The organism is Arenibaculum sp. (assembly GCF_035998295.1).
Taxonomy (GTDB): Bacteria; Pseudomonadota; Alphaproteobacteria; order Azospirillales; family Azospirillaceae; genus DASYHS01.
Genome location: NZ_DASYHS010000059.1, coordinates 1 through 16,992, shown reverse-complemented (window position 1 = coordinate 16,992; position 16,992 = coordinate 1). Strand labels below are relative to the sequence as shown.

Here is a 16,992-nt window from a genome sequence, read left to right as displayed (position 1 = left end):
ATACGAAGCAACGCTTCGCGCAGGAAGAAGGCCCGGCCGAGGACTACGGCTGGTCCGAGGACAAGGCCCGCCAGTATTCCCGTCCCGAACGCGCCGGCTTCGGCGCCTTCATCCGCGCCAAAGGCTTCGACCTCACCTGACACCACCCCCACGAATCCCCTCGCCCGCTTGCGGGAGGGTGAGGGCAGGCGGGCTATCTCTTCTCAGAGGAGTCTCCTGGACGGGCCCGCGGGACCAAGCCCGACCGTAGCGGCTGCCATGATCACCCGCCCGCAACCGTCCCCGCTCGGTTGCCTTCCCGGAAAATCCGATACATTCTCCGCCGGCACGATAGAAGGGGGTAGACGCATGACCGCCAGGGACCTGCTCGCCATGGTCGGCTGCATGATCGCGCTGGGCGCGGGCACCGCCCACGCGGAGTGCTTCGGCGAATATCCGTACCGGGTCTGCAGCGAGACCCATGTGGACCCGCAAGGCAATGTCCGCGTCGAGACCCACGACTCCCTCGGCAACACCTACTCGTCCCGGACCGACAGCTACACGACGCCGGACGGGACGGACGTCGTCACCAGCTCCGACAGCATGGGCAACACCTACACCCTGCGTAGCTGGAGCGATTCGACCGGGGTGCATACCATCGACAGCATGGGGAACCGCTGCACCATCACCTATGCCGGAGAGATGATCGGCTGCAACTGAGCCTCGCGGCCGCCGTGACCGGCCAGCCGGCTTTCGACTCGACCGCCGGGCATCGCAAGCGGCAAGATCGTCCGGAACCTGGGGAGGCCGTCCGTGAGTGAGCTTTCGATCGACGCCGGCCGCCTGCTCGGCCGCCTCCACGAGCTGGGCCGGATCGGCCGCGACGCGCAGGGCCGCCTCGTGCGCATCGCCGCGACCGACGCCGACAAGGCGGGGCGCGACCTGCTCGTGGCATGGATGACGGGTGCGGGGCTCGACCTCGCCGTCGACCGCATCGGCAACGTCTTCGGCATCTGGACCCCGCAAGGCGCCGGCGGCGCCGACCCCGTCATGCTCGGCTCGCACATCGACACCGTGGTCAATGCCGGCATCTACGACGGCTGCTACGGCGTCCTGGCCGGGATCGAGGTGGTCGAGACGCTGCGGGGCGCCGGCCTCGTCCCCGCGCGGCCCCTGGTCGTCGCGGCGTTCACCAACGAGGAGGGTGCCCGCTACGCCCCCGACATGATGGGTTCGCTGGTCCATGCCGGCGGCCTGGACCTCGGCGAGGCGCTGGCAAGCGTCGGCACCGACGGCTCGGTGCTCGGCGAGGAGCTGGCGCGCATCGGCTATGCCGGCGACCGGGAGCCGGGCTTCCTGAAGCCGTCCGCCTATGTCGAGCTGCACATCGAGCAGGGACCGGTCCTCGAACGGGAAGGCTTCCCGATCGGCGCGGTGGAGACCCTGCAGGGGATCTCGTGGCAGCGGGTCACGATCGAGGGGACCGCGAACCACGCCGGGACGACGCCGATGTCGATGCGCCGCGACGCCGGGCACGCCGCCGCGCGCGTCGTGACGTTCCTGCGCGACCATGTCACCGCGTCGCATGCGCAGTCGGTGGCGACGGTCGGCTCCCTGCGCCTGGAGCCGGACGTCATCAACGTGATCCCGTCCCGCGCGACCTTCACCGTCGACCTGCGCGATCCCGACGAGGGCCGGCTGAGGGACCTGGAAGCGGCCCTCGCGCGCCATCTGGAGGAACTGGCCGCGCAGGAGGGGGTGCGCGTATCGGTCGAGCGCCTGGTCCGCTTCGAGCCGGTGGTCTTCGACGGCGCGATCGTCGCGCTGGTCGAGGAGGCGGCCGGCCGGCGAGGGCTGAGGTCGCGGCGCATGACCTCGGGCGCCGGCCACGACGCCCAGATGATGGCGCGCATCTGCTCCTCGGCGATGATCTTCGTGCCGAGCCGCGACGGCATCAGCCACAATCCGCGCGAGCATACCGAGCCGGACGAGCTGGCCGCCGGGGCGAACGTGCTGCTCGACGTCGCGAGCCGCCTCGCCGGCATCGGCTGACGCGGCGGGCGGCGGCAGGTCCGGACTTCACCTCGCTCGCGAGAGCGGGCGCAAGCTTTCGCAGTCCTATGACGCGTTGGTGGGTATGGGGTTGGGCCGCAGAAGTTCCGCTTCGATAAGTTATGAGATAATATTCCCTCTCCCTGTGGGAGAGGGAAGGGGCCCATGCGCAAGCATGGGAAGGGTGAGGGGTGACGGTGTTCAGTAATGGAGAGGGCGTAACCCCTCATCCTCCCGCCGCTTTACGCGGCGGGCCCCTCCCACTCCCACTCGGAGAGGGTTATTGTTTTTGGCGACGGGCCATTGACTTCAGGTCTTGGCGCTCGTGGTGATTCATGATTGGGCGGGATCGAGGGCGGACGGCAGCTTCGCAGTCGGGTCGATCGAGTGATTCCCCTGCGGGATACGGCCGTTCAGGTCGTTCGTCACCCGGCGTCGCGGGGCGCCTTGCGGAATGTCTCGCGGAGATGCCGGACCAGCTCCTGCGCCGCGGCGCCGACGCCCGACGGCGCGACGTGCAGGTTGACCGCGAAGCTCGGCAGGTCCGGCAGGCCCGCTTCCGGCGGCAGGATCTCCAGGCCGGGCGGCGCGGCGGAGGCGAGCCACGCCGTGACCGCCAGGTCCATCCTGGCCGCCGCGACCGTCGCCTCGGCGTTGCCGCTCTCGAACACCGTCTTCCATTCCAGCCCGTGGCCGCGCAGGGCCGCCAGGATCGCCGGCCGGAACGCGCAGCCGTCGCTGACGATCGACAGCGGCAGGGGGCGCTTCAGGTGGGCCTCGCCCCCCGTGCCGCCGAACCAGGCCAGCCGCTCGACCGAGAGGCATTCCCCCGCCGACCGGCCCCCCGCCGACCGGCCCCCCGCCGACCGGCCGAGCGGCTCCTCGACCAGGGCGAGGTCGAGCCGGCCGGCGGCCAGCTCGTCCGCGAGCTGCGGCGACGGGGCGCAGACCAGCGAGAGGTCCACCTGCGGATGGCTGCGGGCGAACGCGCTCAGCACCGGCGGCAGATGGGTGCCGACGAGGTCGGCGGGCGTGCCGAACCTGATCTCGCCCGCGACGTCGCGGGCTGTCATCGCGGTCCAGATCTCGTCGTTGAGGCCGAGCAGCCGCTTGGCCTTCCCGAACAGCCGCTCGCCGGCGTCGGTGAGCCTGAGGCCGCGCCGCCCCCGCCTGAACAGGACGCAGCCGAAGTTTTCCTCCAGGCGCCGGATCTGCTGGCTGACGGCACCTTGCGTGATGTGCAGCGTGTTCGCCGCCGTCGTCATGCTGCCCGTCTCGGCGGCACTCACGAAGCTGCGCAGCAGGCTGGTGTCGAGGTTGCGGTTCATGGTCGGGCCAATAACGATGTTAATATCTCGCATTAAAACATTTGGGTTTCCTAATGTCAGTCCGCGCGTGATCCTCCCTGCACCCGGTTGCAATCGGAAGGGGAGGGGACCATGCCGGAGATGTTCCTGGCGCTCGTGCTGTTCGCAGTGGTGGCGACGCTGACGCCGGGCGGCGCCACGACGCTGGCGACCGCTTCGGGCGCCCGGTTCGGGTTCCGGCGCAGCATACCCCTGCTCGCCGGCATCGCCTTCGGCCTCGCCTCGCTGGCGGCGGCGGCGTCCGCCGGCCTCGCGACGCTCCTGCAGGCCGCTCCCGTCCTCCAGCTCGCGATGAAGCTGCTCGGCTCCGCCTATCTGTCGTGGCTGGCCTGGACCATCGGCACGAGCGGGTCGCCCCAGGCGGGGTCCCGGGCGCCATCGGATGCCGCCGCGGCGCCGACGGGCTTCTGGGCGGGCCTCCTCCTGCTCTGGCTCAACCCCAAGGGCTGGGCGATGGCGCTCGGGGCGGCGACCTCGTTCGCGGCCCTGGCGGCCGATCCGCTGCACCTGGCCCTGCTGCTCGGCGCGACGTTCGGCGCGGCGGCGGTCGCGTCGCTGTCGCTGTGGTGCGTGGGCGGGTTCCTGCTCGCCCGGGCCTTGCGGACGGAGCGGCAGTGGCGGGCGGTCAACGCCGTGCTGGGCCTTCTGCTGTTCCTGTCCATCGTCCCGATGTGGCTGGGCTGAGGCGGGGTGCCGCCGGCGGCGTCCGCTCCGCCTGCTGCTCCGGCGGTCATGGCCTTCGGCGTCATTGCGGCGCCCAGTCCTGAAGAGCACGCTGGAGCCGTCCGGTCCGGCATGTCCAGACCGCCGGCGGGGCGAACGCGACGGAGGAGGAACCGATGCCGTTATACCTGACGCGGTTCAGCTACACGCCGGAGACCTGGGCAAGGCTCATCAAGAAGCCCGAGGACCGCCGTGCGGCAGCCAGGCAGTACATCGAGGCCGTCGGCGGAAAGCTGCACGGCTTCTGGTACGCCTTCGGCGATCATGACGCCTACAATCTGTGGGAGGCTCCGGACAACGTCTCGATGGCGGCCACGGCGATCGCGATCGGCGCCGGCGGAGCGCTGAGCTCCATCCAGACGACGGCCCTGCTGACCGTCGACGAGACGCTCGATGCCCTTCGGAAGGCCTCCTCGATCACGTATCGGGCACCGGGAGAGGAGGGGCCGGACGGCCAGGAACAGGAGCCCGTCCCGCCGGGATGAACCGTAACCATCCGGCGAAGGCGGCTCCCCAAGCGGACTGACGGCTTTTGGGAGCGCGCGCGAGGAGGCCGAAGCGGCGGAGGGGAGTGGAAAGCGGACCTGCGCTGACGCTATCCTGAAGGACCTCAGCCGGAGAGTGGTGCCATGGCGAAGCTCGTGTTCGGAATGAACCAGTCGCTGGACGGCTTCGTCGATCATATGGCGTTCGGGCCGAGCCCTGCGCTGTTCCGCCACTTCATCGAGGAGGCCCGAGGGCAGGCGGGCAGCGTGTACGGTCGGCACATGTACGAGATCATGCGCTACTGGGACGACGACCACCCCGAATGGAAAGCGGACGAACACGCCTTCGCGGCGGCGTGGCGGAACCAGCACAAATGGGTCGTTTCACGCTCCTTGAAGTCGGTCGGCCCCAACGCCAGCCTCGTCGAGGATGATCTCGAGGCCGCGATCCGCAGGCTCAAGGCCGAGCGCGACGGCGAGATCGAAGTTGCCGGCCCGACCCTGGCGCGAAGCCTCACCGAGCTTGGGCTGATCGATGAGTATCGCATCTACCTGCACCCCGTCGTGCTTGGTGCCGGCAAGCCATATTTCGCCGGACCACGCTCGCCGCTCCGCCTCGTCGGCAGCGACCTGATCGACGGGCAGGTGATCAGGCTGACCTACGTTCCGGGTTGAAGACGCGCGATCAGGCCGTCCCGTTCACGCCCATATCGGCGTCCCCGTCGGAACGGATGCCGCTGCGCGCCATTGGTAGCGCAGGACCGATATGGGGGCGCCCTTGTTCTTCTTCTTCAGCAACCGGCTGGGCTGCGCGGGGTCGATCCTCGTCTCGCTCCTGCTGACCCTGGCGCTGCTCGCCTTCTTCGGCCTGCTGTAACGGAGAGAACCGCCATGAGCATCCGATGCCGCTGCCTGCTGGTACGCGACGGCGAGAAACCGGTCTGGAGCGACAAGGAGCTGCGCCTGCCTCCCCGGGCCGGCGACGGCGTCCAGTTCGAGGACCGCGGAACGCTCTTTACCTTCCGCATCGCCGAGGTCCTGCACACGCCGGGCCTGGACGGCGTGGACTTCGCGCTGCTCCTGACCGAGCAGGAGGGGACCCGCGGGCGGCCGTTCAGGGAGCTGCTGGAGGAGACGGCCGGGGCCGGCCCGACCCGATAGCCTCTCAGCCCTCCCGCAGCCCGGAGAGTGCCGCCACCCGCTGCTCCTCCAGCGCCGCCATGTCGTACGGCTCCTCGATCGAGCGGCGGCCCGCGGCGCCGACCAGGCCGACATGGTCGGCCAGGACGCGCCGGTGCTCGTCGTGCCGCGTCTGCTCGGCCAGATGGGCGAGGATCGCCATCAGGCGGATCAGGATCGCGGGCTTGCCCTCGCCGGTCTGCCGGATCTGGTTGAAGGCGACGTCGACGAGGCCGCGGAAGCTCGTCGACGGGCCGGTCACCCGCACGATGCCGTCCCGGTCGCGCCAGGCGTTCGCGGCCGCGCCGCGCCGCATCGCGCGGGCCAGCGACAGGCCCAGGCGGTCGATGACGGCCACGGCGGTGAACGGGTCGTTGATGCCCGGCGACAGCGCCCTCAGCGCGATCTCGACGAGCTGCCTGACCGAGAATTCGAGGTCCTGGCCGGCGGCGCGCTGGCTGCCGAGGACGACGTGGTCCGCGATGGCGGCCCGCAGGTCGCCCCCCAGCGCCGAGGCGGGATGGACCCGGCCGTGCCGCCCCGACGGCAGGAGGTGCTGTCCCGGCCGGAACCCCAGCTCGATGATCGCGCCGGCCTTGCGGGCGCACTCCGCCAGCCCGGTATGGTCCACCGCCTGGACGTAGCCGCCCCGTTCCAGCCCGAACCCGGCGCCGCCTTCCGGCAGGGAAGGCGGCAGGGCGGGATGCTCCCCGGCGCCGTCCGCGTCCGGAAGCATGGCCGTGATCGCCGCGTCCAGGTCGCGCCCGACGCGCTCGACCACGGTGTCGGCGATGATGGAGCGCGCGAGGTGATGGACGAAGAACAGCAGCAGGAATATGCATACCAGCACCAGGACGGTGCCGATCGTGACGGCGAGGTGGGAAACGCCGCTCGTCCCGCCCGTCCCGCCCGCCTCTCCGCCCAGCTCGTTGATGGCGCGCAGCACCAGGATGAGGTAGACGATCGTGGCCAGGAAGAAGCCCAGCATAAGCTGCGTGCGCCGGTCGGCCATGAAGCTGCGGATCAGCCGCGGCCCGAGCTGGCCGGCCGCCAGCGTCAGCACCACCATCGTGATCGACAGCGCGAGCGTCGCCATCGTGATCATCGAGGTGAGCAGGCTCGACAGCAGCTCCGCGGCGTCCTCGGCGTCGCCGCTGTGCAGCCACCAGACCGTCTCGCCGTCGCCCGTCAGGTCGATCTCGAACGACAGCGCGGCCCAGGCGAGCAGGGCGGCACCCGCCGCCAGCAGCCCGGGAACGAACCACAGGCCGGTGCGGACCATCTCCCAGAGCGTTCTGAGCCGCGCGAACATCGGCCGTCTCCGTGACCGGGCGGGGGGACCCCCTCAACGCTCGGCCGGGAAGATTGTTCGAAGCGACCCGCCCGCTATCGCCCGCCCGCTACCGGCCCGCCACCCCCGAGACATAGGCGGCGAGCGCGTCGACCTGTTCCGTGCTCAAGTCCTCGTAGGGGGGCATCACGCCGACCCCGCGGGTGACCGCGGCGCGGACCTGGTCCGCGCTCGGCTTCAGATCGTCGAGGCTCGGGCCCACGGTCCCCGTCGCCTCGGCGTCGGCCAGCGTGTGGCACAGCGCGCAGGGCGGCATCGCCTCGGCGGTGAAAAGCTGCCGGCCGGGCTCGGCGTCGGCCGCCCGGGCCGGGAGCGCGAAGGAGGCGGCGAGGGCCAGGGCGGCCAGGGCGAGTACAGGCAGGGCGGCAGGCGCCGTACGGGCGCGAAGGCGTCGCGCCCGCGAAGGATGCGGCATGGTCGGTTCCATCTCGAACGGGAAGAAGGGGCGGCCCCGCCCGTGCCGGGCGGGGCCGCAGGCCGTGCTCAGCCGACCGTCACGTCGACGGCGTGGTCGCGCCAGCCGTTGTGGCCGTAGCCGCGCTCGTTCGGCTCGAACTCCTCGGGCTGGGCGTTGCCCTGGCTGTCGGTCGCGCGGCTGGCGATCGTATGCGTGCCGGGGGCCAGCTCCGCCGCCAGCACGAAGGGGCGCCAGGCGTAGCGGCCGAGGTCCGGGCCGATGAAGCGCGCCTCCTGCCAGCTCTGCCCGCCGTCGGTCGAGACCTCGACCTTCTCCACGGGGTTGGTGCCGCCGAACGCGACGCCGTGGATCTGGACCCGTCCCGTGCCCGCCTCCATCAGCGGGTGCGTCACCCAGGACTTGACCCCCATCTCCCACATCGACGGCTGGTCCGGAGCACCCTTCACGCCGACCGGGCGGACCCGGTAGCCGGACTGCTGGATCTTGGCGTCGCTCTCCTGCTCGGTGAAGGCCAGCGTCTTGATGTACTTGACGTTGTTGACGCCGAAATAGCCGGGGATGACCAGGCGCAGCGGGCCGCCATGGGCCAGCGGGACCGGCGCGCCGTTCATCTCCCAGGCGAGGATGGCGTTCTCCATCGCCTCCACGGGGACCGAGCGCTCGACCATCACCGTCTTGGGATCGATGCCTTCCGGGATCGTTTCGCCGCCGGTGCCGGTCATGAATTTGGCGCCGTCCGCGAGGCCGCCCAGCTCCTCGACCACGACGCGCACCGGCACGCCGCTCCACAGCACGTTGCCGGCGGCGCCCACCGTCCACTGCGTGCCGCTGGCCTCGTGGTCGAAGAAGGCGCGGCCGTTGCCCGAGCATTGCAGCACCGCGGCGACCGTGTCGACGCCGAGCTTCTTGAGCTCCCCGACCGTCATGCCGCGCGGGTTGCGCACGCCCTCGACCGACACCGACCAGGCGTCGGGGTCGGCGACGATCTCCTCGCCCGGCGCCGTCACGTTGTTGCGGATGTAGAGCTGGTCGGCGGGCGTGATCCCGCTGGTCCCGCCCTGGCCGCGCTTCATCTCCAGCGTGTTGTTGCTGTGCACGATGACGGCGTCGGCGTCCTTCCACGCGACGTAGTCCGGCAGGGGCTTGGCGTCCTGCGCCAGGGCCACGGACCCCGGGCCGGCCATGCCGACCGTCGCCACCGCGCCCGCCGTTCCGGCGGCGCCGATGATGAAGTGCCGGCGGTGAAGGACTGCATTGTGCATCGTCTGTGTTCCTCCCTATGCGCCTGCGGCGCGCCTCTCGACCTTTCGCGCCTGCGGCGCGCGTGGCCTTCCGCGCCTGCGGGCGCGGTCCAGGAAGAGACGAACGGGGCGCCCCGCCTATTCCCCGGGGCGGCAGAAAAATCGGTCTACCGGCGGCCGCGCAGCGCGGCCTCGACCGCAAGGACCAGTTGGTGGGCGGAGAACGGCTTGGGCAGCCAGCCCAGCGGGTTCGCCACCTGCCCCCGCTCCTTGGTGTCCGGGTCGGAATGCGCGGAGACGAACAGGCAGCGCGGGCCGAAACGGCGGCCGATCTCGGTCGCCGCCGCGATCCCGTCGCTGCCGCCCTGGAGCCGTATGTCCATCAGCACCAGGTCCGGCCGGTACATCTCCGCCATGCGCACGGCCTCGTCCGCGTTGACCGCGACGCCGACGACCGTGTAGCCGGCGTCTTCCAGGGTCGTCTCGATCTCCATCGAGATGAACCACTCGTCCTCGACGACCAGCACCTTGGCCGTCCCGGGCGTGCGCCGGGCGGCCGGATCGGCCGAGGGCGGCTCGCCGCTCCTGTGGGTCTCGTCGCCGGACGCGATCAGGATCAGCGCGCTCACGAGGCGTCCTCCTGCCGCGCGCCGGCCGAGAAGCGGATCGTGCAGCGCGCGCCGCCGTCGTTCTCGATCTCCACCGCCCCGCCGATCTGCCGGCACAGCCCGCGCACGAGGCCGAGGCCCGAGGACCGGCGCTCGGGGCCGGCGATGAAGCCGGGCCCGTCGTCGTGGACGACCAGCACGAATTCGGGGCCCTCGCGCCGGAGCGCGACCCGGACGGTGCCGCGCCCGTCCCGCAGCCCGTGCTTGGCCGCGTTGGTCAGCAGCTCGTTGAGGATCAGCGCCAGCGGGAAGGCGTGGTCGTTGGACAGCTCGTCCTCGGACGCCGCGACCTCGACCCGGACGCCGGGGCCGAGCGTCGCCCCCATCGCCTCGCACAGCGCCGCGAGGAAGGACCCGGCCGGAACCGCGCGCATGTCCTGCGACTGGTACATCAGCTGCTGCACCGCGCCGATCGACAGCAGCCGCTGCCGCGCCTGCTCCAGGATCTGCTGCGCCTCCGGCGAGGCCGTGTCGCGCTTCGCCGCCGAGAACAGGCCCAGCATCAGCTGGATGTTGTTCCTGACCCGGTGGTGCAGCTCGCGCATCAGCACCCGGTTGTCGTCGAGCGTCTCCTCCAGCGCCGCCTGGGTGCGCCGGCGCTCGTGGATCTCGGCGTTCAGTTCCCGCACCTTCCTCGCCAGCACCGAGAACTCGTCGGCCTGCACCGGGGTGCCGCGCAGGGCGAGCCGGACCGGCCCCGAAGGCGGGCCGGGCAGCCGTGCGCCGTGGGTGCGCAGCCTCGCGCCCGTGCCGTCGGGCAGGGCGAGCGTGAGCGCGCCGACCAGCGGCGCCGCGGTGCCGGAGCAGCGCCGCAGATAGGCGCGCAGCTCCTCGGCGGGAGATGTGATCAGCTCCGTCAGGTTCCGCCCGGTCGGGTCGGCGCCGAGGAGCCGCTTCGCCGCGGCGTTCGCGCGCAGGACCGCGGCCGCGGACGTCACGATGAACACGGGCTCCTGCAGGAAGTCCAGGAACGCCTCGATGTCCCTGTCCGGCATCAGTCCGCCTGCCTGAAATACTCGCGCGCGTTCGGCTCGGGCGTGTCGCTGGGGCGCAGATGCACCACCACCCGGCAGCCCGGATGCCCGGCCGCGATCGACTGCTCGATGTCGATGCGGGCGTAGCCGAGGTTCTGGGCCGTGATCGAGCCGAACACGTTGGAGGTCATCATGCACAGCGACGGCCGGCCCTCGACGAAGCCGCCGAACGGGCAGGCCCGGTTGCCGAGCACGATCCGGTCCTCCCGCTCCTCGATCACGAAGAAGTCGCCCTGGATGCGCCGCTTGAGATCGACCAGCACCTCGGCGACCTGCTCCCGCGTCAGCCGGTCGACCTGGATCGCCTCGCGGTAGGCGCTGTCGATCTGCTCGCCGATCGCGGCGCCGACCACGCTGATGTAGCCCGACGCCTCGTCTACGCCGACGACGTTCTGCAGGGTGCCCGCCAGTTCGCGCAGGAGCGAGCGCAGGAAGACGTCGCGTTCGAGCGGCACCTGGGCGCCGCGAATGTCCGTTGTCCGTTCCAAGGCCATGTCCCCTCAGCGGAAGGTGCGGCGCGAACATAACACGCGGTCCAGCGCCCCGAAAGCGTCGCGGCCATTGCTATCCGAGGCAGGGGGCACCACTTCCTTCCGCCTCGGCCCCGGCCAGGCGCGTCACGGCTCCGCGGCTGCGGTCCTCGACGTAGCGCGCGACCGCCTTCAGCCGGCCGGCGTCCATGCCCCGGGCGACGGCGGCGTAGGCGGTATCGCCGGCGCGCCAGGTCAGGACATGGGCGCCGTCCTCCCGGTGTTCCGCCAACTCCGCCGGCAGCCCCGCGGGTGCCGGCCCGATCCACAGGCTCAGCCGGCAGCCGTTGACGCCGACATAGCCGACATGGAGGACGCGCCGCCCCTCCTGCGCGAAGCTCGTGGCATGGGCGACCTCGAGGCGCATCGGGCCGAGGTCGGGTATCCTCCCTTCGCCGGCCGCCGCGGCAGGGGTGGAAGCGGGGGCGGCGAGGATCGGCGAGGGACGGGGATCGGCCTCGACCCAGCGCGCATGACGCTCCTCGACGGCGTCCAGCCAGGCCCCGGTCGGGTCGGTCCGGGCCGCGTGCTGCCACAGGCCGCCGAGGACCGCCAGCGCCAGCGCCGCCGCCGCAGCCGGCAGCAGGCGGCGGCCCGCCGGCCTCGCGCGGCCGGCCGGCAGCCGGGGCGCCGCGCCCGCGGGCGGCGCCATCGCCTCGGCCGCCGCCGCCTTCAGCCGGGCCAGCGCCGCGACCTGCCGGGCGAGCTCCCGGTCGTCGGCGACGGCCCGGGCGACCTCGGCCGCCGCCTCCGGGCCGAGCTCGCCGTCCACATAGGCGTTGAGGATGGCCCAGCTCGGCTTCATGGTGCGTTCACGCCTCGGTCCTGACCTTCGTCGGCAAGGGCCGCACATTGCTTTCCCCGATCGCCGCAAGCAAGGCCTGTCGCGCCCGGCTCAGCCGGCTCATCACCGTTCCGACCGGCACGCCGAGGATGCGGGCAGCCTCCGCGTAGGCGAAGCCGGCCAGGTCGACCAGCGCGATCACCTCCCGGTAGGCCGGGGACAGCCGCGCCAGCCCCTGGCGCACGGTGATCGCGTCGATCAGGGCGGCGTCGCAGCGCCATGTCTCCACGGCCGGCTCGTCGGCCGGCGTCATCGGCTCGTAGCGGTCGCGCCGGTACTGGTCGATCCAGGCGTTGCGCAGGATGCGGAAGAACCACGCCCGCAGGGCGGCCGGCTCGGCCGGGTGCGACGCGGCCGCGAAGGCGCGCACGGCGCAGTCCTGGAGCAGGTCCTGCGCCGTCTCCGGGTCGCCGGTCAGGCTGATCGCGTAGCCGAACAGCCGGGGCAGGCACTTGCGCAGCTCGCGCTCGACTGGATCGCTCACGCGGTGGGTCTCCCGGGCCGGCGCGCCGCGCCGGCCGCGCTCATGGCCGGCCATCATAGCCCAGGACCGCCCCCCGGCGCAGCCGGCGCGGTGGTCTATCCCCGCCGGCCCGCGGGCGGTCATGCCGCCCTGATGCGCCCGAGGAAGGCGTCGACCTCGCGCCGCATGCGCTCGGCGTCGCGCGCGAGGCTTTCCGCGGCCCCCAGCAGCTGCCCCGAGGCCGAGCCCGCCTCGCCGGCGGCGTCCATGACGCCGGCGACGTTGCGCGAGACCTCCCGCGTCCCGGTCGCGGCCTGCTGGACATTGCCGGCGATCTCCCGGGTCGCCGCACCCTGCTGCTCGACCGCGGAGGCCACCGTCGTCGCGATCTCGTCGATGCGCACCACGGTCGTGCCGATCCCCTGAATCGCGCGCACCGCGAGGCCCGCGGACGCCCCGATCTCCGCGACCTTGGCCTGGATCTCCTCCGTCGCCTTGGCCGTCTGGCTCGCCAGCGCCTTGACCTCGTTGGCGACGACCGCGAAGCCCTTGCCGGCCTCGCCCGCGCGCGCCGCCTCGATGGTGGCGTTGAGCGCCAGCAGGTTGGTCTGGCTCGCGATGTCGTTGATCAGGCGCACCACGTCGCCGATCGTGTGGACCGCGTTCGACAGGTCCTCGACCATCCGGTTCGCGTTCTCGGCCTCGCGCACCGCCTCGCCGGTGATCGTGCTCGACGCGCCGACCTGGCGGCTGATCTCCTGGATCGACGCGCTCAGCTCCTCGGTCGCGCCGGCGACCATGTTGACGTTGGTCGAGGCCTCCTCCGAGGCGCCCGCCGCCGCGACCGACTGCTGCCGGGTCTGGTTGGAGGATGCCGCGACCGTCTGCGCCGCCGCCTCCACCGCGACCGAGGCGGAGGCGACCGCCTCGGCGATGCTCCTGACCTGCGCCTCGAAGCCGTCGGCCAGCGCCAGCATGGCGGCGCGCCGCTCCTGCGCCGCGTCCTGCGCGACCCGCTCGCGTTCGCGCCGGGCCTCCTCCTCCGCGCGCCGCGCTTCCTCCAGCGCGCGCTCCGCCTCGCGCGTGCGCCGCTCGCCCGCCCTCAGATACAGCAGCGTGACCAGGATCGAGGCGCCGCCCAGCGCGCCCGCGACCGCGCAGAAGAGCGCCAGCGAGACCAGCCGGGTCGAGGACAGCGCCGCCGTCAGCGCCGTCACGTCCAGTACCACGTCCATGCGCGCGAGCGGCGCGCCGTCCGGGCCGCGCAGCGCCAGGGCCGCGTCCACGGTGCGGGCCTCCTCCGGTATGGAGAAGCTCTCCATCCGCGCCAGCGGCCTGCCCTCGTCGAGGCCCGTCACCGTGACCGCCATGCCCAGCCGCTGGTCGAGCTTGCCCAGCGCCGGCAGCGGGTCGACGTGGAGCGCCACGTAGCCCAGCAGCCGCAGGCCCCCGACCGGCGCCACGACCGTCATGCGCGGCTCGTCCCGGTGGCGCCAGGCCAGCTGCATCGCCTGCAGCCGCTCGGGGCCGCTGCGCGCGGCCAGCGCGGCCGCGAGCGCGGGCGGCAGGTCGGCCTGCCCGGCCAGCCAGCGCTCGGCGATGGGCTTGGCGTCGGCGTCGAACACCGTGATGCCGGCGGGCGCGACCTCGCCGCTGGTGAAGGCGCCGCGCTGGTGGACGTCCGCCAGGACCGCCGCCAGCGCCGTGTGGTCGCGCGCCTGCAGCCCGGCGCGCAGGCCGGCCTCGGCGCCGATCTCGGCGGCGACGCGCGAGACGGCGGCGAAATGCGTGTCCCACAGCAGGTCGTCGACCGCGACGTCCGAGACCCGCTGCGCCTGCTCGTTCTGGAAGTCGAAGACCAGCCGCTCGTAGCTGCGGGTCATCCGGAACCCGATGGCGAGGCTGGCCAGGATCAGGACCGCGTTGGTCGCGGCGAGCAGCCAGATGATGGTTCGGTTTCGGCCCACGGGCGTACTCCTCCTGTTGCCCCGGCGGCCGGGGCCGCCGGGGGGCCGGCTCAGTTCGTGACCAGGGGGAGGTTCTTCTGGCGCCACTCGTCCATGCCGAGCGCGTAGTAGTAGACCTTGGAGTAGCCGGCCTTCACCGCCTTCTCGACCGCGTTCGCGGCCCGGCCGCACTTGACGCCGTTGCAGTAGAACAGGACCGGCGCGTCCTTCGCCGGGATGTGCGCGGCCAGCACGCCGTCGTCGGTGATGTCGGTGTCGATCAGGCGCACGGCGCCCTCGATGTGGCCGGCCGCGTAGTCCGCCTCCTTGCGGTTGTCGAGGATGACGAGGCCGGGCTCCTGCTCCACCAGCTCGATCAGCGCGTTGGCGTCGACCGTGGTGGCGCCCGGGATCGTCGTCGGCGCGTCCTGCGCCGCGGCCGGCGCCGCGAGGCCGGCGGCGAGGAACAGGACCGGCAGCAGGGTTCTCAGCGTCTTCAGCATGGCGTGACCTCCGTCGTTTTCTTGCGTCGTGCCAGGATGGTGCGACCCGATTACCAGGAGATTAATGCCTCGCCGTCATTCGATCGCCGGCGACAGCATTGTTTCGAAACATGCGTGAATCGCTCGCGTCCGGGGTGGCGTCCGGGAAGTAACGGCGGTCAGGATGGACTTCGGGACCGGCCGGCCGCGTCGGTCCTGTTCTCGGGCTACCTGCACGATGACATACTTGAGAGTGCGGAATATGCGTTCGGCCTGGGGGATACATTGCCGGCGCCGGATGTCGAGGGGGCGGGTGCCGCCCGGCATCGGACCCAGGATCGGCTTGACGGGCGGCGCGGCATCCTATATTAACGACCCAGTTAATTAACTAGGACGTTAATTATGACCCCTGCCGATCCCCTCAGCGCGACCCTGTCGGCGCTGGCCGACCCGACCCGCCGCGCGATCCTCGCGCGGCTGGCACAGGGCGAGGCGACCGTGAACGAGCTGGCCGCCCCCTTCGACATCAGCCTGCCCGCGGTGTCGCGGCACCTGAAGGTGCTGGAGGCGGCCGGCCTGATCTCGCGCGGCCGCGAGGCGCAGTGGCGCCCGTGCCGGCTGGAGGCGGCGCCGCTGAAGGCCCTCGACGGCTGGCTGGGCCGCTACCGGCGCTTCTGGGAAGGAAGCTTCGACAAGATGGACGCGTACATCGCCAGCATCACGAAAGGAGACGAGGATGACCACCGGAACTGAAGCGCGGCGCCCGGCCGACGACGAGTTGCTGATCGAACGGGTCTTCGACGCCCCGGCCTCGCTGGTCTTCCGGATCTGGGAGCAGCGCGAGCACATGATCCGCTGGTGGGGGCCCAAGGACTTCACCTGCACCAGCCTCGACGTCGACTTCCGCGCGGGTGGCGCTTGGCGCGCCTGCATCGCGTCCGATGCCCACGGGGAGAGCTGGATGAGCGGGCGGTTCCGCGAGATCGAGCGGGACCGGCGCATCGTCTTCACCTTCGCCTGGGAGGACGGCGACGAGCAGCCCGGCGTCGAGACGCTCGTCACCGTGACCTTCGCCGAGCGGGACGGCAGGACCGTCCAGACCTTCCACCAGACCCCCTTCCTGAGCGTCGCGAGCCGCGACAGCCACGTCGACGGCTGGAACGAGTGCTTCGATCGCGAGCGCGACTACGCCGGGGACCTGGCCCGGAGGGAGCCGGCATGATCACCCTCACCACCTTCAAATGGGTCCCCGACTTCGCGAGGGGGCTGGTGCGCGACCTCCGGGTGCGCTGGGCGCTGGAGGAGGCCGGGCTGCCCTACGAGACGCGGCAGATCTCCTTCGAGGACTCGGAAGGGCCGGACTACCGCCGGCACCAGCCCTTCGGCCAGGTGCCGATGATCGAGGAGGACGGCTTCGTCCTGTTCGAATCGGGGGCGATCCTGCTCCATGTCGCGGCGCGCAGCGAGGTGCTGCTGCCCGCCGACCCGGCCGCGCGCGCACGCGCGGTCGCCTGGGTGTTCGCGGCGCTCAACTCGATCGAGACCGTGATCGAGCAGCTCTCCGGGATCGACCTGTTCCACGCCGACGAGGACTGGGCGAAGGCGCGGCGGCCCGCGGCGGAGCGCGAGGCGACGCGGCGGCTGTCGGAACTGGCCGCCTGGCTCGGCGACCGCGACCATCTCGAGGGCCGCTTCACCGCCGGCGACCTGATGATGGCGACGGTGCTCCGGATCCTGCGCCACACCGACCTCGTGGCGGCCGAGCCCAGGCTGCAGGCCTACCTCGCCCGCTGCGAGGCCCGCCCGGCCTTCCAGCGCGCGCTGCACGACCATATGGCGGCGTTCGGGGAGGCGTAGGCCTCCCCTCGGCCCTCAATGGCTCTCGTCGTCGGATTCCGTGTCGTAGCCCTGGTCCTGGCCTACGCCCAGGAACCCCGAGGAAATATAGGTATAGAGCTGGTCCTTCTTGTGGAGGCCCATCTTCTCGCTCGCCCACCTGTCGATGACTTTCTCGCTTATTTTCCGCTGCACTGCGAGGTTCACCAGGTTGGAGAGGCTGTCGATGGAGTTCTTCCATGCCTTGCCGGGGTTTTCGTTGAAGTTCAACCCCGAATAGCCGAGGACCTCCTTCGCGAAGGACAGGCACAGCCAGCAGCCGAAGCAGGGGCGCTTCTTGCCCCGGATCACGGCCTGCGTGTCCTTCGGCAGGCCCGACGTGACGAGCGCGAGA

At 71.7% G+C, this 16,992-nt stretch carries 21 protein-coding genes; 9 read left to right on the top strand and 12 right to left on the bottom strand.

All coding sequences use genetic code 11. The annotated features are described in order from the left end of the window. Positions 1-348 precede the first annotated feature (348 nt). Both VGO20_RS06585 and VGO20_RS06580 read left to right on the top strand, forming a co-directional pair. Positions 349-699 (top strand): hypothetical protein, encoded by a 351-nt coding sequence (locus VGO20_RS06585; RefSeq protein ID WP_327501511.1) that lies wholly within the window; start codon positions 349-351, stop codon positions 697-699. 93 nt (positions 700-792) lie between these two features. Then, the gene (locus VGO20_RS06580) at positions 793-2,031 is read left to right on the top strand and encodes a Zn-dependent hydrolase (protein ID WP_327501510.1); all 1,239 of its coding nucleotides are present in this window, start codon (positions 793-795) and stop codon (positions 2,029-2,031) included. Between the two features lie 425 nt (positions 2,032-2,456). On the opposite strand, the gene VGO20_RS06575 is transcribed toward VGO20_RS06580, so the two are convergent. Next, positions 2,457-3,359: a LysR family transcriptional regulator gene (locus tag VGO20_RS06575; RefSeq protein ID WP_327501509.1), complete on the bottom strand. Its 903-nt coding sequence runs from the start codon at positions 3,357-3,359 to the stop codon at positions 2,457-2,459. 111 nt (positions 3,360-3,470) lie between these two features. Between VGO20_RS06575 and VGO20_RS06570 the strand changes: the two genes are divergently transcribed. The 4 genes from VGO20_RS06570 to VGO20_RS06555 all read left to right on the top strand — a co-directional run bounded on the left by VGO20_RS06570 (position 3,471) and on the right by VGO20_RS06555 (position 5,767). Further along, positions 3,471-4,082: a LysE family translocator gene (locus VGO20_RS06570; protein ID WP_327501508.1), complete on the top strand. Its 612-nt coding sequence runs from the start codon at positions 3,471-3,473 to the stop codon at positions 4,080-4,082. 155 nt (positions 4,083-4,237) lie between these two features. Continuing rightward, positions 4,238-4,606: a GYD domain-containing protein gene (locus tag VGO20_RS06565; RefSeq protein ID WP_327501507.1), complete on the top strand. Its 369-nt coding sequence runs from the start codon at positions 4,238-4,240 to the stop codon at positions 4,604-4,606. Between the two features lie 144 nt (positions 4,607-4,750). Then, on the top strand, positions 4,751-5,281 hold the full coding sequence (locus VGO20_RS06560) for a dihydrofolate reductase family protein (RefSeq protein ID WP_327501506.1): 531 nt from the start codon (positions 4,751-4,753) through the stop codon (positions 5,279-5,281). Between the two features lie 216 nt (positions 5,282-5,497). Then, positions 5,498-5,767 carry a hypothetical protein gene (locus VGO20_RS06555; protein WP_327501505.1) on the top strand — a complete coding sequence of 90 codons (270 nt, stop codon included), beginning with the start codon at positions 5,498-5,500 and terminating at the stop codon, positions 5,765-5,767. Between the two features lie 4 nt (positions 5,768-5,771). On the opposite strand, the gene VGO20_RS06550 is transcribed toward VGO20_RS06555, so the two are convergent. The 10 genes from VGO20_RS06550 to VGO20_RS06505 all read right to left on the bottom strand — a co-directional run bounded on the left by VGO20_RS06550 (position 5,772) and on the right by VGO20_RS06505 (position 14,783). After that, positions 5,772-7,097 carry a DUF2254 domain-containing protein gene (locus VGO20_RS06550; protein WP_327501504.1) on the bottom strand — a complete coding sequence of 442 codons (1,326 nt, stop codon included), beginning with the start codon at positions 7,095-7,097 and terminating at the stop codon, positions 5,772-5,774. 88 nt (positions 7,098-7,185) lie between these two features. Further along, a complete protein-coding gene (gene sorU / locus VGO20_RS06545) occupies positions 7,186-7,551 on the bottom strand; it encodes a SorU family sulfite dehydrogenase c-type cytochrome subunit (protein WP_327501503.1) in 366 nt (121 codons plus the stop codon). A 68-nt stretch (positions 7,552-7,619) separates the two neighbouring features. Further along, positions 7,620-8,816: a SorT family sulfite dehydrogenase catalytic subunit gene (sorT, locus tag VGO20_RS06540; protein ID WP_327501502.1), complete on the bottom strand. Its 1,197-nt coding sequence runs from the start codon at positions 8,814-8,816 to the stop codon at positions 7,620-7,622. 146 nt (positions 8,817-8,962) lie between these two features. Next, a complete protein-coding gene (locus VGO20_RS06535; protein WP_327501501.1) occupies positions 8,963-9,424 on the bottom strand; it encodes a response regulator in 462 nt (153 codons plus the stop codon). Continuing rightward, positions 9,421-10,458 (bottom strand): sensor histidine kinase, encoded by a 1,038-nt coding sequence (locus tag VGO20_RS06530; RefSeq protein WP_327501500.1) that lies wholly within the window; start codon positions 10,456-10,458, stop codon positions 9,421-9,423. The genes VGO20_RS06535 and VGO20_RS06530 overlap by 4 nt, the downstream gene beginning before the upstream one ends. Then, positions 10,458-10,985 (bottom strand): methanogen output domain 1-containing protein, encoded by a 528-nt coding sequence (locus VGO20_RS06525; RefSeq protein ID WP_327501499.1) that lies wholly within the window; start codon positions 10,983-10,985, stop codon positions 10,458-10,460. Before VGO20_RS06525 ends, VGO20_RS06530 begins: the two co-directional genes overlap by 1 nt. 76 nt (positions 10,986-11,061) lie before the next feature. After that, a complete protein-coding gene (locus VGO20_RS06520) occupies positions 11,062-11,832 on the bottom strand; it encodes a hypothetical protein (RefSeq protein WP_327501498.1) in 771 nt (256 codons plus the stop codon). Positions 11,833-11,839: 7 nt separating this feature from the next. Beyond that, the gene (locus VGO20_RS06515; RefSeq protein WP_327501497.1) at positions 11,840-12,355 is read right to left on the bottom strand and encodes an RNA polymerase sigma factor; all 516 of its coding nucleotides are present in this window, start codon (positions 12,353-12,355) and stop codon (positions 11,840-11,842) included. Positions 12,356-12,474: 119 nt separating this feature from the next. Then, positions 12,475-14,301, bottom strand: a complete 1,827-nt coding sequence (locus VGO20_RS06510) for a methyl-accepting chemotaxis protein (RefSeq protein ID WP_327501496.1) — start codon at positions 14,299-14,301, stop codon at positions 12,475-12,477. A 50-nt stretch (positions 14,302-14,351) separates the two neighbouring features. Beyond that, entirely contained in the window at positions 14,352-14,783 is a 432-nt protein-coding gene (locus tag VGO20_RS06505; protein WP_327501495.1) for a rhodanese-like domain-containing protein, read from the bottom strand. A 381-nt stretch (positions 14,784-15,164) separates the two neighbouring features. Between VGO20_RS06505 and VGO20_RS06500 the strand changes: the two genes are divergently transcribed. Genes VGO20_RS06500 through VGO20_RS06490 form a run of 3 tightly spaced genes read left to right on the top strand, consistent with a single transcriptional unit; the run spans position 15,165 to position 16,619 of the window. Continuing rightward, complete coding sequence (locus VGO20_RS06500; RefSeq protein WP_327501494.1) at positions 15,165-15,515, top strand: ArsR/SmtB family transcription factor; 351 nt, start codon at positions 15,165-15,167, stop codon at positions 15,513-15,515. After that, entirely contained in the window at positions 15,499-15,984 is a 486-nt protein-coding gene (locus VGO20_RS06495; RefSeq protein ID WP_327501493.1) for an SRPBCC domain-containing protein, read from the top strand. Before VGO20_RS06500 ends, VGO20_RS06495 begins: the two co-directional genes overlap by 17 nt. After that, the gene (locus VGO20_RS06490) at positions 15,981-16,619 is read left to right on the top strand and encodes a glutathione S-transferase family protein (protein WP_327501492.1); all 639 of its coding nucleotides are present in this window, start codon (positions 15,981-15,983) and stop codon (positions 16,617-16,619) included. Before VGO20_RS06495 ends, VGO20_RS06490 begins: the two co-directional genes overlap by 4 nt. 15 nt (positions 16,620-16,634) lie before the next feature. Here the strand turns inward: VGO20_RS06490 and VGO20_RS06485 are convergent. Beyond that, positions 16,635-16,992: hypothetical protein (locus tag VGO20_RS06485; RefSeq protein WP_327501491.1), on the bottom strand; the 358-nt coding region annotated here is incomplete at its 5' end.

Bases quoted from the DNA above. Each gene is read 5' to 3' on its own strand.
- VGO20_RS06505 (WP_327501495.1), bottom strand. From the start codon at position 14,783: ATGCTGAAGACGCTGAGAACCCTGCTGCCGGTCCTGTTCCTCGCCGCC.
- sorT (WP_327501502.1), bottom strand. From the start codon at position 8,816: ATGCACAATGCAGTCCTTCACCGCCGGCACTTCATCATCGGCGCCGCC.
- VGO20_RS06555 (WP_327501505.1), top strand. From the start codon at position 5,498: ATGAGCATCCGATGCCGCTGCCTGCTGGTACGCGACGGCGAGAAACCG.
- VGO20_RS06550 (WP_327501504.1), bottom strand. From the start codon at position 7,097: ATGTTCGCGCGGCTCAGAACGCTCTGGGAGATGGTCCGCACCGGCCTG.
- VGO20_RS06520 (WP_327501498.1), bottom strand. From the start codon at position 11,832: ATGAAGCCGAGCTGGGCCATCCTCAACGCCTATGTGGACGGCGAGCTC.
- VGO20_RS06560 (WP_327501506.1), top strand. From the start codon at position 4,751: ATGGCGAAGCTCGTGTTCGGAATGAACCAGTCGCTGGACGGCTTCGTC.
- VGO20_RS06575 (WP_327501509.1), bottom strand. From the start codon at position 3,359: ATGAACCGCAACCTCGACACCAGCCTGCTGCGCAGCTTCGTGAGTGCC.
- VGO20_RS06495 (WP_327501493.1), top strand. From the start codon at position 15,499: ATGACCACCGGAACTGAAGCGCGGCGCCCGGCCGACGACGAGTTGCTG.
- VGO20_RS06530 (WP_327501500.1), bottom strand. From the start codon at position 10,458: ATGCCGGACAGGGACATCGAGGCGTTCCTGGACTTCCTGCAGGAGCCC.
- VGO20_RS06570 (WP_327501508.1), top strand. From the start codon at position 3,471: ATGCCGGAGATGTTCCTGGCGCTCGTGCTGTTCGCAGTGGTGGCGACG.
- VGO20_RS06585 (WP_327501511.1), top strand. From the start codon at position 349: ATGACCGCCAGGGACCTGCTCGCCATGGTCGGCTGCATGATCGCGCTG.
- VGO20_RS06500 (WP_327501494.1), top strand. From the start codon at position 15,165: ATGACCCCTGCCGATCCCCTCAGCGCGACCCTGTCGGCGCTGGCCGAC.
- sorU (WP_327501503.1), bottom strand. From the start codon at position 7,551: ATGCCGCATCCTTCGCGGGCGCGACGCCTTCGCGCCCGTACGGCGCCT.
- VGO20_RS06490 (WP_327501492.1), top strand. From the start codon at position 15,981: ATGATCACCCTCACCACCTTCAAATGGGTCCCCGACTTCGCGAGGGGG.
- VGO20_RS06565 (WP_327501507.1), top strand. From the start codon at position 4,238: ATGCCGTTATACCTGACGCGGTTCAGCTACACGCCGGAGACCTGGGCA.